At 69.9% G+C, this 12078-nt stretch carries 13 protein-coding genes; 4 read left to right on the forward strand and 9 right to left on the reverse strand.

What is annotated here, in order from left to right; all coding sequences use genetic code 11:
• Positions 1-52: 52 nt before the first annotated feature.
• From OHN74_RS12735 to OHN74_RS12755, 5 genes are all read right to left on the reverse strand, one after another.
• The gene (locus OHN74_RS12735; protein ID WP_327694685.1) at positions 53-559 is read right to left on the reverse strand and encodes a DUF1772 domain-containing protein; all 507 of its coding nucleotides are present in this window, start codon (positions 557-559) and stop codon (positions 53-55) included.
• A gap of 146 nt (positions 560-705) precedes the next feature.
• Positions 706-1374: an NAD(P)-dependent oxidoreductase gene (locus OHN74_RS12740; RefSeq protein ID WP_327694686.1), complete on the reverse strand. Its 669-nt coding sequence runs from the start codon at positions 1372-1374 to the stop codon at positions 706-708.
• Positions 1371-2204, reverse strand: a complete 834-nt coding sequence (locus OHN74_RS12745) for an NAD(P)H-binding protein (protein ID WP_327694687.1) — start codon at positions 2202-2204, stop codon at positions 1371-1373. Before OHN74_RS12745 ends, OHN74_RS12740 begins: the two co-directional genes overlap by 4 nt.
• Before the next feature lie 202 nt (positions 2205-2406).
• Positions 2407-3603, reverse strand: a complete 1197-nt coding sequence (locus tag OHN74_RS12750; protein ID WP_327694688.1) for an NAD(P)/FAD-dependent oxidoreductase — start codon at positions 3601-3603, stop codon at positions 2407-2409.
• 95 nt (positions 3604-3698) lie between these two features.
• The gene (locus OHN74_RS12755) at positions 3699-4151 is read right to left on the reverse strand and encodes a nuclear transport factor 2 family protein (protein WP_327694689.1); all 453 of its coding nucleotides are present in this window, start codon (positions 4149-4151) and stop codon (positions 3699-3701) included.
• 187 nt (positions 4152-4338) lie between these two features.
• Here OHN74_RS12755 and OHN74_RS12760 point away from each other — a divergent pair, with 187 nt between their 5' ends.
• Positions 4339-5235, forward strand: coding sequence for a LysR family transcriptional regulator (locus OHN74_RS12760; protein ID WP_327694690.1), 897 nt, complete (start codon positions 4339-4341; stop codon positions 5233-5235).
• Positions 5236-5491: 256 nt separating this feature from the next.
• Entirely contained in the window at positions 5492-6007 is a 516-nt protein-coding gene (locus tag OHN74_RS12765) for a MarR family winged helix-turn-helix transcriptional regulator (RefSeq protein ID WP_327694691.1), read from the forward strand.
• 82 nt (positions 6008-6089) lie between these two features.
• On the opposite strand, the gene OHN74_RS12770 is transcribed toward OHN74_RS12765, so the two are convergent.
• From OHN74_RS12770 to OHN74_RS12780, 3 genes are all read right to left on the reverse strand, one after another.
• Entirely contained in the window at positions 6090-6515 is a 426-nt protein-coding gene (locus OHN74_RS12770) for a PPOX class F420-dependent oxidoreductase (RefSeq protein WP_327694692.1), read from the reverse strand.
• 74 nt (positions 6516-6589) lie between these two features.
• Positions 6590-6982 (reverse strand): nuclear transport factor 2 family protein, encoded by a 393-nt coding sequence (locus tag OHN74_RS12775; protein WP_327694693.1) that lies wholly within the window; start codon positions 6980-6982, stop codon positions 6590-6592.
• 127 nt (positions 6983-7109) lie between these two features.
• Positions 7110-7496 carry a VOC family protein gene (locus OHN74_RS12780; protein ID WP_327694694.1) on the reverse strand — a complete coding sequence of 129 codons (387 nt, stop codon included), beginning with the start codon at positions 7494-7496 and terminating at the stop codon, positions 7110-7112.
• A 317-nt stretch (positions 7497-7813) separates the two neighbouring features.
• Between OHN74_RS12780 and OHN74_RS12785 the strand changes: the two genes are divergently transcribed.
• Positions 7814-8695, forward strand: a complete 882-nt coding sequence (locus OHN74_RS12785) for an SPL family radical SAM protein (protein WP_327694695.1) — start codon at positions 7814-7816, stop codon at positions 8693-8695.
• Between the two features lie 428 nt (positions 8696-9123).
• Complete coding sequence (locus tag OHN74_RS12790; protein ID WP_327694696.1) at positions 9124-9990, forward strand: helix-turn-helix domain-containing protein; 867 nt, start codon at positions 9124-9126, stop codon at positions 9988-9990.
• A 281-nt stretch (positions 9991-10271) separates the two neighbouring features.
• On the opposite strand, the gene OHN74_RS12795 is transcribed toward OHN74_RS12790, so the two are convergent.
• Positions 10272-12059, reverse strand: a complete 1788-nt coding sequence (locus OHN74_RS12795) for a thiamine pyrophosphate-binding protein (protein WP_327694697.1) — start codon at positions 12057-12059, stop codon at positions 10272-10274.
• Positions 12060-12078 lie beyond the last annotated feature (19 nt).

A 12078-nucleotide genomic window follows, 5' to 3' on the forward strand; every position in this document is an offset into this window, starting at 1 on the left:
TCGCGAGGGAGTCCAACCCTGGTCTCGCACACTGACGTTGGACTCCCTCACCTCATACGCGCAGCCGACCCCTCCGCACCGAGGTGTTCGGCGAGCTCGAACGGCGTGTACAAGGCAACTGCGCTGCGAGGGCGAGGAACACGAAGGCGAGGACCGCGGCCGTCGTCCGGACAGCGTGGGCGATCTGCCAGCGGTCCCGTACGTCGGTCCAGTCGGAGGGCGGGGCCTGGGCGTTCCAGTGGAGCTGGTCGGAGTTGATGGGCAGGTTGACGATGAGGGTGAGGCCGAAGACGAAGACCAGGAGGGCAAGTGCGGCCACGGTCAACCATCGGGTGTTTGTTCGGTAGGTGCGGTGGACCAGTACCGCTGTGCCGATCAGCGCCGGCAGGAGTGTGGCGAGGGCGAGTCTGTCGAGGGAGTCGAGTTCGACCAGCCGGACCTGGGTGTAGACGGTGCTGTCGAAGCCGCGCAGCGAGAGTTCCAGGACAAGGACCGAAGTGAGGAATCCGGCGAACAGCCCCGCGAACACGAGGCTGGCGAAACGGGCGTACTTCGTCATGATCACGTTCCTTCGTGATGGGTGACCCGGGCGGCGAAGGGGCGGGCGGGACGGCCGATGGATCTTCCTGACGGTGTTGGTCACCGTCGCGGGTCGTCGCCCGCCTCCTCACCCGCCGCCCGGGTCGTGTGTGTGGCCGGTGCGCGTCAGTTCGCGATTCCGACGACCTGCTCGATGCTGTCCGGCTGGTTCACCATGGCGAGCATGTGGTGGGCGACGTCGGCCCGTGACACGGAGAACCCGCCCCGGATGTTGCGGTTCCACGCGGTCCGGTACCTGCCGGTCAGGGGCTTGTCGGTGAGCTTGGGCGGGCGCGACACCGTCCATTCCAGTCCGCTGTCGCGCAGGGTCTGCTCGGTCACGGCGAGGTCGGCGTAGTGCCGGCCGAACATCCCCCGGGTCAGCGGGACGCCCAGGTGGCGCATGAAGAAGCCGTCGCCGGGATCGTGCCTGGGCGGCGTCGGCCGGCCAGGCACCGGCACCGGTCCGACGGGGGCGGCGCTGACGACGATGATCCGCCGGACGTGCTCGGCATGCATCGCCGCGACGATCGCACGGGTGCCACGCGAGGTGATGCCCGCGTCCGCGCGCGGGTTTCGCGGGCCGAGCGCGGACAGTACGGCGTCGGCGCCACGCACCGCCTCGGTGAGCGTCGGCATGTCGGGTCGGGTGAGGTCGACGGCGACCGCCCGGACACCGTCCGGCAGTTCACGGGGGCGGCGGGCCACGGCGGTGACGTCATGCCCGCCGGCCACCGCCTGCTCGACCAGGTGCCGTCCGACACCGCCGGTGGCGGCCACGATCGTGAGTTTCATCGGGGTCCTCCCACGGTGAAGGCGGCACGGTGGTCCTGCGCCCAGGTGGCGTACGTGCGTGCCGGGCGGCCCAGCAGCCGCCGCACGGTGTCGGTGGTGGGCCCGGCTTCGCGGGCGTAGTCGGCCAGCGAGCCGAGCAGCCGGTCGGGTACCTCGTCGGGCAGGCCGGCGGCGAGCATGCCACGGCGGATCTCGTCCGGTGCGGCCTCGACGAACGACAGTGTCCGGTCGAGCGCCGCGCCGAGCGCGGCGACCTTCTCCTGCTGGCTCAGCGACTGCTCGCCGGTGAGCAGATACGTCTGACCGCTGTGCTGCGGACGGGTCAGGGCGAGGGCGGCCACCGCGGCGATGTCACGCTCGTCGACGGTCGAGGTCCTCGCGGGCGGGTAGGCCCCTCGCACGGTCCCGGTCGCCCGGATCTGCCCGGCCCAAGCAAGGGAGTTGGCGGCGAAATCGGCGCAGCGCAGGACCGTCCAGTCCAGGCCGCTCCCCTTGGCGATGTCCTCCACCGCGTGGAACTGCTCCCGGAAGCGTGCGTGGCCGGCCGGGTACTGCACGGTCAGGGAGGACAGCACGACCACCCTTGCCGCGCCCGTCTCTCGGGCACGGGCCAACAGGTCGACAGCGGCGGATCCGACGGCACGCGGGCTGAGCAGGACGGCCTCCACGCCGTCGACGGCGGGAACCTTCGCGGGGTGGACGAGCTGTGTACCCGCGGGGAATTCGGCTTGCGGGTCGCGGGTGACAGCGGCGACTTTCGCCCCGCCCTCAACCAGGAGGCGGACGGTTTCGCGGCCGACGACGCCGGTGGCCCCGGTAATCAGGATCATGACTGAACCCCCAGTACGTGTATCGATAATCGATCTTGCGCGGTGGATGACGACCGCGGTTCGTAACGCGGTTGGTAACGCGGTTCGTAGCGCGGTTCGTAGCGGGGTTCGTAGCGCGGTTCGTAGCGCGAGAAGAGGTCACGGGCGAGCCGTGCGCCAGGACCATCGGCATGCGGTCTCACGTCGGCTGCCGGTGCGTTGTTCAGGCGGACTGTCCGGCGGTGGCCACCGTCTCGCGGCGCTGGGCCCGCAGCAGTCGGCGGCCCTGATCGCCCTTGGCCCAGGTGTGCGAGCCGGGCTTGTGGGCCTCGTTCACCAGCTGCTTGATGGTGTGCTCGCACACAAACTCCTTCACCTTCGCGCCTGTTCGGCCGCCGAGGTGGAGCCGCTTGGCGGTGTCGTCCTTGTGGGCGAACTGGAAGATGCCCGCGCGGCGCCCCAGGCTGATGCACTGGCCGGCGAACCCCAGGTCGATCGGTGCGGGCCGCTCGCTCGCGATACGGCTGAGCACCGTGTCGGCGGCGTGTGCGCCCAGCGGGCCGGCGGCCTGGCAGCTCATCCGGAACGGCATGTCCGACGGTGCCGCCGAGTCCCCGGCGGCGACGATCCGCTCGTCGTCGACGCTCGTCAGGGTCTCGTCGATGAGCAGGCGGCCCAGGGCGTCGGTGGTGAGCCCGCTCCGGGCGGCCAGGTCCGGCACGCCGAACCCGGCGGTCCAGATGGTGACCTCGCTCGACAGCTCACGACCGTCGCCGAGGCGCACGGTGTCGCCGGTCACCTCCGTGACCTTGGTGCCGGGTCCCTGCAGCACGGTCACGCCGAGGCGGGCCAGCCGCCCGGCGACCGAGCGGCGGCCGTTCGGGTGCAGATAGGGACCGAGCGGCCCTCCGCAGACCAGGGTCACGGTGCGGCCCCTCTCCGCCAGTTCGGCGGCGGTCTCGATGCCGGTCGGACCGGCGCCGACCACCGTCACAGGGGCCGTGGCGGGAGCGGCGTCGAGGACCGACCGCAGGCGCTGCGCCTCCTCCAACGTGGCGATCGGGTGGGCGAACTCGGCAGCTCCGGGCACACCCGGGACGGCGCTGCCGCTGCCCACCGCGTAGATCAGGTAGTCGTAGCCGACCGTGTCGCCGCTCGCCAGCTCCACCCCGCGCCCCGTCGCGTCGATCCGCGTCACGGTGCCGACCACCAGCCGGACGCGCTCGCCCAGGATCTTCCGGTAGTCGTTGACGGCCGAGTGCGTCCCGCCCGCCAGCTGGTGCAGTCGGATCCGCTCGACGAAGTCCGGGCGGGCGTTGATCAGGGTCACGGTCACGTCGTCGCGCTGCGTCAGGCGGTTGGCCGCCATGACCCCGGCGTAACCGCCGCCGATGACGACGATCTCGGTGTTCTCAGCCATGGTTTCTCTCCTCCGCTTTCAGAAATTCGCACGCCGGATGTCGACTCGGCACGCAAGGTGTCGACTTGGCACGCCGTGACGGCGTGCAGGACGGGTCAGCTGAGGCCGAGGCGCTCCGGCGCCGAGCCGCGGAGCGGGGTGGCGTCCAGGTAACGGACCTCGTAGACGCGTTCCCCGAACTTCCAGCCGTCGGCAGTGCGCTCATAACGGTCGTGGTACAAGGCGTGGTTCAGGTGCGAGCTGCCGTCACGCATCCGTCCGAACTCCTCGATGTACGCCCGGCCGGTGGCGGTGTCGCCGTCCAGCCGGATGATGCCCGGGTGGACGTTCTGCACGAAGAACTCCCAGAGCGACTGGCCCCACTCGATCCCCGCGCGGATCTCCTCGCGCCCGACGAACTCCTTGTCGATGTGCGGCCAGCGCATGACGCCCTCGGGCGTGAACAGCGAGACGACGCGGTCGAAGTCACGCATCATCACCGCGTCCGTGATCTCGGCTCGCAGCGCCTCGATCTCGACGCGATCGGCGATGGCCCGCATGTCGCCCATCGGTTCCCTCCCCATCCATGTGCGCGTCAGGCGGGTGTCGCCTGTCCGGTGGTGATGGATCCAGCATCGAGGGGGCGGGACAGCGGAACAATGCAAGGTTCCTTGGGCTATTCATAATGTAGTTGTTATGCATGGATAGGGGTTGTGGACAGGCGTTGCGGATGAGGTTCGATGATGGGGGTTGTGCATGGAGCTGCGTGACATCGAGATCTTCCTGACCCTGGCCGAGGAGCTGCACTTCGGCCGCACCGCGGAGCGACTCCATGTGTCCCAGGCCCGCGTCAGCCAGGCCATCGCCAAGCAGGAACGGCGCCTGGGCGTCGTCCTGTTCGACCGCACCAGCCGGCGCGTCGCCCTGACCCCGGTCGGCCGGCGTCTGCGCGAGGACCTCCAGCAGGCCGTCGACCTTCTCCGGGAGGGGCTCGCCCGCGCCGAAGCGGCCGGCACGGGGACGGGGACCGGGCAGACCCTGCGCCTGGGGGTGTTCGGCCATGCCGGCCACGAACTGCGCCCCCTCATCGAGGCCTTCCGCTCCCGCCACCCCGGCAGCGATGTCCAGTTCGGCGAGATCAACGGCTGCGACCCGTTCGGCGCGCTGCGCACCGGAGAGCACGACGCGCACGTGCTGTGGCTTCCGGTGGCCGAACCGGACCTCACCGTCGGCCCGACCGTGCTGACCGGAGGCCGCGTGCTCGCCGTGGCGGCAGACCATCCCCTCGCCGAGCGCGGCACCGCGTCACTGGAAGACCTCGGCGACAACCATGTCGTCGACTTCGGCCCCGACGCCCCTGAGTACTGGGTCACGACCATGGTCCCCACGCGTACGCCGCTCGGCCGGCGTATCCCGCGCGGGCCCGTCGCGCGGACCTTCCACGAGATCCTCTCCCTGGTCGCCTCCGGACAGTGCGTCCACCCGCTGGGCGAGATCGCCGCCCGCTACAACAGTCCCCCAGGCATCGTCTTCCTCCCCGTTCACGATGCCCCCACCATCCACTTTGCCCTCACATGGCGATCGACCGCCGACGGCCCCACCCTCCGCGCACTGGCCCAGACCGCCGCAGACTTCGGTCCCGTCTCCCTGTGACAGCCGAACACGGCTGCCGGCGGCCGTAACCCGAGCAGTTGGACGAGACCTGTCCCCGACCGCCCCGACGTCCTGACCACGACCGCGACCGCGACCGCGACCGCGACCACGGAGCACCACACGAGAGGACGGTGTGCCCGCTCGGGGCCGTTTCCCTCTCGGGCCGCACGGGGTGGTAACACCGGTCCCCAGCAGGGGGGATGCCCGTGGCCTACGATTAACCGTCCATGGAAGATAGTTCTACGGAAGTCGAGTGATGGCTGACGCCGACCTGAAGCTGCTGTACCGGGAGCTGGTCTCGCTGGAGATCGAGCTGTGGGACGGTATCGAGGGGCGTTTGAGGGCGGAGTACGACCTGCCGCTGACCTCGTTCGAGGTGCTGCACCTGCTGCGTCAGCAGCCCGGGCGGCGGATCCAGGACATCGCGGAGAAGTTCTCGATCACGGTGGGCGGCACGAGCAAGGTGGTCGACCGTCTTGAGGCGGCGGGCCTGTGTCAGCGGCGGGCCAATCCGAACGACCGCCGTTCCTCGATCGTCGAACTGACGCCTGCGGGGCGGAAGCTGGTGGACGGGGCGCTGAAGGTCTTCGAGGAGGAGCTGGAACTGCGGATCGGGTCGGTGATTCCCGAGCGGTCCGTACGCGAGGTGACCGCGGTCCTCAGCACACTGCGGGCGGCCGGACGCGCCCTGGACGCGGAGCGGAAGGCCACCGCGCAGACGTCATCGTCGGCCATGCGGGCACCGAAGCAGCCCGGCCGACCGGCTTCGTGAGCCGGAACGGCCCGGCAGTGACCGCGGGCTGACCGGCCGGGGCCGGACGACCACAGCCCCGGCCCGGCCCGTCAGCCACACCTCAGTCGGCGATACCGGCGAAGGCGATGACGTTGTCGATACGGCCCCGGACGAGGAGATTGCCGGGGCCGCCGTTGCGCACGGCGTACTCCTCGCTGCGGTCGTCGCCCATGTAGCGGGCGCCCAGGAGACCACCCCAGCGCAACATGCCTTCCGGATCGTCGGAGGTCGTCGCGCGACCCCGGAGGAGGACGAAGGCGTACGGGGGCCGGTCCTCGTCGACACAGAGGGCGAACCGTCCGTCACGGGCGAGGTTGCGGCCCTTGACCCCGTTCCTCTCGGTGGTCAGCACGATGTCGTCGCCGTCGAGGAGGAACCAGACCGGCGTGACGTGCGGGCTGCCGTCGGCGCGGCTGGTCGACAGCTTGCCGGTGCGGGTTCCGTGCGCGACGAACGCCCGCCACTGCCGCTCGGTCATCTTCCGCATGCGGGTGCCTTTCGTGTGCGTACGGATCGGCTCGTGGGTGCCCGGGGTCGAGTCGGCCCCGGGCACCCGCGGTTCTAGCCCCAGAAGGCGTCTTCGGCGGCCGGGTCGGCGGAGAAGAGCCACATCTCGGCGATCTTGCCGTTCTCGATGCGCAGGAGGTCTACGCCGTCCATGCTCATCGACGTGTCGCCGCGGCGGCCGGTGAAGTGGATGGTGGCTGCGACCAGGTCGCCGTTGCCCATGAGCGTGTGGATCTTGTCGATGGCGAAGGAGCCCTGGCTGGCCTCCATCATGCTGCCGAGCATCTGGAAGACGGCGCCCTGGCCCTTGTGCTCGCCGGAGAACCGGTTGGCGCCGGGCTGGTGCCAGACGATGTCGGCGTCGAGGAGTTCACCGAGAGCGGCCATGTCTCCGGTCTGGACGGCCTGGAAGTAGGTGCGGGCGATGTCGATGTTCGCGCTGGTCATGTCGTTTGCTCCTTGGGGTTCTGGGATTCTGGGGTTCTTGTGCGGGGGTGGGTGGCTGTCGGGTGAAGTCGAGACGGCGAAGGCCATGCGGGCGCCGCCGGGGTCGCGCGGCGGCCCGCGCGACCGGTCAGGGGGCGGGGGCGGGCGCGGAGAAGACGCCGAAGTGGTTGCCGGCCGTGTCCCGCAGCCGGGCGAAGGTCAAGCCCGCGGAGTCGGAAACCGGCTCCATGACCACCTCGGCGCCGAGTTCTCCCGCGCGCTCGACGGTCGCGGTGACGTCCTGGACGAGGACGTAGAAGATCGCGTAGTTGGAGAACTTGCCCTCGGACTCCCACACGCCGCCCGTCGGCTGTTGGGCACCGGGCGGTGTCACCGAGTGGTAGGTGACGCCCGGGGTGTTGGTGTTGAGGACGTAGTTCCAGTCGAAGAGCTCGCCGTAGAACTCCTTGACCTTCTGCGGCTGGTCGGTGCCGAACTCGAACCAGGCGACCGAGTTGAAGGCGGGAACGGTCATGACACTCACTCCTTGACAGTCCCATACAGGGACAAACGTGACTCTCCGCAGCGCGCTTGACCCGGAGGGCGATTACCGCTCCCCACCGGAACGACTCACAGGGCCTGCCGACCGGAAGCAGACAGACCTGCGATCAAGGCCCCGGAGCGGCCGCCCACCCAGCAAACCATTTAGATTCCATGGAATCAACTTTCAGAGATTATTGTTCCACGTAATGCAGGTTTGAGGTCCAGTCGCCTCACCCGGCACACAGCACGCAGCACAGGAACGGGTGCCGCCCCGGGCGCGGGCGGCCGACAGCAGAGAGGAAGCCCGTCATGGAACCGGTCGAGATCGAGGCGAAGACCCTGATCCAGAAGTCGAAAACCCCGTCGAACGACTACGTGATCAACCCCTACACCGGCTGTGTTCTGGGCTGCGCGTACTGCTTCGCCTCCTTCGCGGGGCGGCAGTTCGGCCGGTCGGCCAAGGAGTGGGGCGACTACCTGTACGTGAAGAAGAACGCCGTCGACCTGGCCCGCAAAGAGCTGGCCCGGATGCCCGAGCACAAGCGCCACGGCACGATGCTGCTCAGCTCGGTCACCGACCCCTACCAGGGCCACGAGACGAAGTACCGGCTCACCCGCGGCATCCTGCGCGAACTGAAAGCCGTCGAGTACCCGGGCCTGGTCCGCATCCTGACCAAGTCACCGGTCGTCACCCGCGACATCGACCTGCTCGCCGGCCTGCCCAGAGCGGAGGTCGGCATGACCGTGACCACCGCGGACGACAAGGTCAGCCGCTGGCTTGAGGTCCGCGCCCCGCTCGCCTCCCGTCGCCTGCGCACGCTCACGGAACTACGCGAGGCAGGTATCCCCACCTTCGCCTTCGTCGGCCCGCTCCTGCCCCACTTCGCCGCCCGGCCCGAACTCCTGGACCATCTCTTCGGGCAGCTCGTCGACGCGGGCATCACCGAGGTGTTCATGGAGCACATCAACCTCAAGCGGTACATCCGCGAGCGCATGGACCAGGTCCTCGCCGACGAACCCGACGAGGTGCGCGAGGCGTACGTACAGGCCCGCACCAAGGAACACCGCGAACAGCTCGACGCGATCGTGGCCGGCCTACTGGCCAAGCACGGGCTGCGGCTGCGCTTCGACGAGGTCGTCCACCACGACGACAACGACGCCCTGCGACAGAGGCTGGCCGGCCAGGCGTAGGTCGGGCGGGACGAAGTCTGTGCGTACGGGTTGAGGCCAGGAGCCGGCCGCGGATCACGCCGAGGGACTGTTCGGCCACTGGGGAGGTCTGCTGTGTCCGTCCGTCGGCCGAACGGAAGTCGAGTGTGCCGACCTGCTCTTCGGCGTCCAGGTAGTCATCCGGGGAAGTTCGGTGATGATGAGGCGGCACAGCGCCGCCGCGCCGGGCCGCGAGACCAGGCGGGCGCAGTCGCGGCCAATGTGGTCCAGGCAGTACCGGGGATCACCGAGCGGGGGTGGCGCGGCGTACTGCACGTCCAGCTGCCGCAGTAGGCTGCGGACACGTGATGGTCGAAAAGAGACACTCCGGACCGAACGGGCAGGCCGGACCGGCTGCGGTTCCGCTCTACGGTTTCCAGCCCCCGGTCGGTACTCCGTACGGCCTTGAGGTGAGTACCGTCGAGGAGTTCTTCGCCCAGCACGACGACTGGCCGTGGAACCCGCCCCGTCCGGGCCGTGCCACCTTCCACTACCTGATCCTGGTCATCGAGGGCGAGTTGAGGCACGACGTCGACCACGTCACTCGGACCGTCTCCCCCGGCCAGTGGCTGTGGGTGCGTCCCGGGCACGCGCAGTGCTGGCATCCGCCCGGCGCGGCCCGCGGCCCGTTCATCCTGTTCGAACCGGACGTGCTGCGGCCCGACCTCGCCCGTCTCCTGGCCCCGCTCACCGCGCACGAGGCCCCTGCCGTGCTCAGCCCGCACCCCGACGACACCGCCTGGCTCCAGCAGACTGCACTCCAGCTCCTGGACGAACACCGCGCACTGGGGAGCCGCCCCCTCGGCATCCACCACGCCCTGCGGCGGAGCCTCCTCGAATCGCTGCTGCTGCGCCTGGCCAACTCCCCGGACACCGCCCCCATCGGCACGGCCACGGCAGGCACTGGCCGCGCCGACAGGTACGGACGCTTCCTGGACGCCCTGGAGCTGCACTTCCGCGAACTCCACCAAGCCGCGGACTACGCCGAGTCGCTCGGCTGTTCGGTCCGCACCCTGAGCCGTGCCGCCCGGGACGCCACCGGCAAGGGGGTACGTGAACTCATCGACGAGCGGCGCCTCCTGGAAGCCCGGCGCCTGCTGGCAGGTGCCCGGTGGGACGCCCGGACTGTTGCCGCCCACCTCGGCTTCACCGACCCGGCGAACTTCGGCCGCTTCTTCCGCGACCGCACCGGCCTCACCCCGGCCGCCTTCGCCGCCGGCGAGGCCACGACCGTCTCGCATCGTTTCCCGGGATCCGACAAAACGCCCGGCAGATAGCGGTCACCCGGTGGTGGTCATCAGGTGACGCTTCGCCGACAAGATCTCGGTGCGGGCCACGATCTTCTCCTACATGGCCGACGGCCGGATCGTCGGCGAACGGGGCCGCCCCGGCCTCCCGCAAGAGGCCGGTCTCTGCTTCTCGATCCGGGCACGAACGCATCCGCGTCCGCCGACGGGACGATGGCCTACCCCGCATCCGTCGCGATGCAATTGCCGCTACCCGCGCGGACTGCGGATCAGCGCACCGTCCCCGAACCGAGCAACCAGCGGGCCGACCGTCAGAGGTGCTGCTCGGTGGCCCGGGTGCGGTGGTACTCCTCCTGTCGCTCGTCCGTGATGTACGCCGGGATCGGGAAGTCCCACCAGCCGGGGACCCAGGGGCCCGCGGCGTCGCGGTCCGTGGGGACCTCGATCAGCGCGGGGGCCCCGGACTGGACCGCCTTGCGCAGCGTCGGCTCCAGGGACGCGGCGTCGTTCACCTTCCACGACTCGATCCCGAAGGCCCGGCCCATGGCCGCGAAGTCGGGGCTGTACGGCGATCCGTCGGGGTGCGAGAACTCCGTGCCGATGTGCCGCGAGGTCTGCTTGCGCTGACCGCCGCGGATCGACATGTAGCCCGCGTTGTTCTGGACGACGAAGATCACCGGTGCGCCGGCGGTGACGCTCAGGGCGATCTCCTGGGAGGTCATCAGGAAGTCGCCGTCGCCGAGGACGCACACGACCGGGCTGTCCGGCCGGGCGAGCTTGGCGCCGACGGCGGCCGGGATCGCCCAGCCCATGGAGGAGAAGCCGCCGGAGGTGAGGTGGGTGCGCGGCGAGTAGACCGGGAAGGTCTGTTTGACCGCGCCCTGGGTGTTGCCCGAGCCGGCGACGATGATCGCGTCGCGCGGGAGCACGTTGCGCAGGGCGCCGAGCGGGCGCTGTGAGGTGAACGGGAAGCGGTCGCTGTCGCGGCGGCCGGCGAGCTTCTCCTCCCAGTCCTGCTTGAGCCGGGCGAGTTCGGCGAGGTACTCGGAGCGGTCGACGCCCTTGGCGGGGAGGGAGTCGACGATGGCTGCCACGGCGCGCTGCGCGTCCGCCACGATGCCCACTTCGGCGGGGTAGTTCTTGCCGATCTCGTGCGGGTCGATGTCGATGTGGATGAGCTTCGCGGGCGGGATCGAGAAGCTGATGCCCTTGGCGTAGCTGGAGGCGGACCAGTCGGTGAAGCGGCAGCCGACCGAGATGACGACGTCGGCGGAGCTCGCGATCGCATTGCCGGTCATCGTGCCGGTCTGGCCGACGCTGCCCGCGAACAGCTCGTGGTCCTCGGGGAAGGCGCTCTTGCCGTTCCAGGTGGTGACGACCGGGATCTGCCATTTCTCGGCGAGAGAGAGCACCTGGTCGGAGGCCTCGGACGTGATCGCCCCGCCGCCGACCACGATGACCGGCCGGGTCGCCGCGCGCAGCACGTCGACCGCGCGGTCCACGGCTTCCGGGTCGGGGTGCTGGCGGCCGACGGGGATGCGCCGCTCCAGGTCGTGGAGTTCGACGTTCGCGGCCTCGGCCTGTACGTCCATGGGGACTTCGAGGTGCACCGGGCCCGGGCGGCCGGTCAGCATGGAGTTGAAACAGCGGTGCAGGACGAAGGGAAGCTCCTCGACCCGGGTGACGACCCAGTGCCGCTTGCTGACGGCCTCGGCCACCTTGGGGAAGTCGTTCGCCGTGTAGCGGTCGAGTTCCTGGAGCAGTCCGTGGCCGCGCATGTGGGTCGGCGGGCCGCCCGTGACGACGAGAACACTGGTGGAGTCCGTGAACGCGGTGCCCATGCCGATGACGGTGTTGCTCGCGCCGGCGCCGATGGAGGTGACCGCGGCTTGCGGGCGGCCGGTGACACGGTAGTAGCCGTCGGCGAGGTGGACGGCGCTCTGCTCGTGGAAGGTCTGGATGAAGGGGATCCTGGACTCGTCGTCGAGGAAGGCGTCGGTCAGTGACCAGATTCCGTGGCCGGGGATGCCGGCGACGACGTCGACCCCGTAGTTGCGCAGGGTCCGCGCGACGATCTGGCCTCCGGTGAGGACGGGCATGGTGGGTTTCCGATCAGCT

The organism is Streptomyces sp. NBC_00459 (assembly GCF_036013955.1).
Lineage (GTDB): Bacteria > Actinomycetota > Actinomycetes > Streptomycetales > Streptomycetaceae > Streptomyces.

Bases quoted from the DNA above. Each gene is read 5' to 3' on its own strand.
- OHN74_RS12780 (WP_327694694.1), bottom strand. From the start codon at position 7,496: ATGACCGTTCCCGCCTTCAACTCGGTCGCCTGGTTCGAGTTCGGCACC.
- OHN74_RS12760 (WP_327694690.1), top strand. From the start codon at position 4,339: ATGGAGCTGCGTGACATCGAGATCTTCCTGACCCTGGCCGAGGAGCTG.
- OHN74_RS12795 (WP_327694697.1), bottom strand. From the start codon at position 12,059: ATGCCCGTCCTCACCGGAGGCCAGATCGTCGCGCGGACCCTGCGCAAC.
- OHN74_RS12765 (WP_327694691.1), top strand. From the start codon at position 5,492: ATGGCTGACGCCGACCTGAAGCTGCTGTACCGGGAGCTGGTCTCGCTG.
- OHN74_RS12740 (WP_327694686.1), bottom strand. From the start codon at position 1,374: ATGAAACTCACGATCGTGGCCGCCACCGGCGGTGTCGGACGGCACCTG.
- OHN74_RS12770 (WP_327694692.1), bottom strand. From the start codon at position 6,515: ATGCGGAAGATGACCGAGCGGCAGTGGCGGGCGTTCGTCGCGCACGGA.
- OHN74_RS12745 (WP_327694687.1), bottom strand. From the start codon at position 2,204: ATGATCCTGATTACCGGGGCCACCGGCGTCGTCGGCCGCGAAACCGTC.
- OHN74_RS12785 (WP_327694695.1), top strand. From the start codon at position 7,814: ATGGAACCGGTCGAGATCGAGGCGAAGACCCTGATCCAGAAGTCGAAA.
- OHN74_RS12750 (WP_327694688.1), bottom strand. From the start codon at position 3,603: ATGGCTGAGAACACCGAGATCGTCGTCATCGGCGGCGGTTACGCCGGG.
- OHN74_RS12755 (WP_327694689.1), bottom strand. From the start codon at position 4,151: ATGGGCGACATGCGGGCCATCGCCGATCGCGTCGAGATCGAGGCGCTG.
- OHN74_RS12775 (WP_327694693.1), bottom strand. From the start codon at position 6,982: ATGACCAGCGCGAACATCGACATCGCCCGCACCTACTTCCAGGCCGTC.
- OHN74_RS12735 (WP_327694685.1), bottom strand. From the start codon at position 559: ATGACGAAGTACGCCCGTTTCGCCAGCCTCGTGTTCGCGGGGCTGTTC.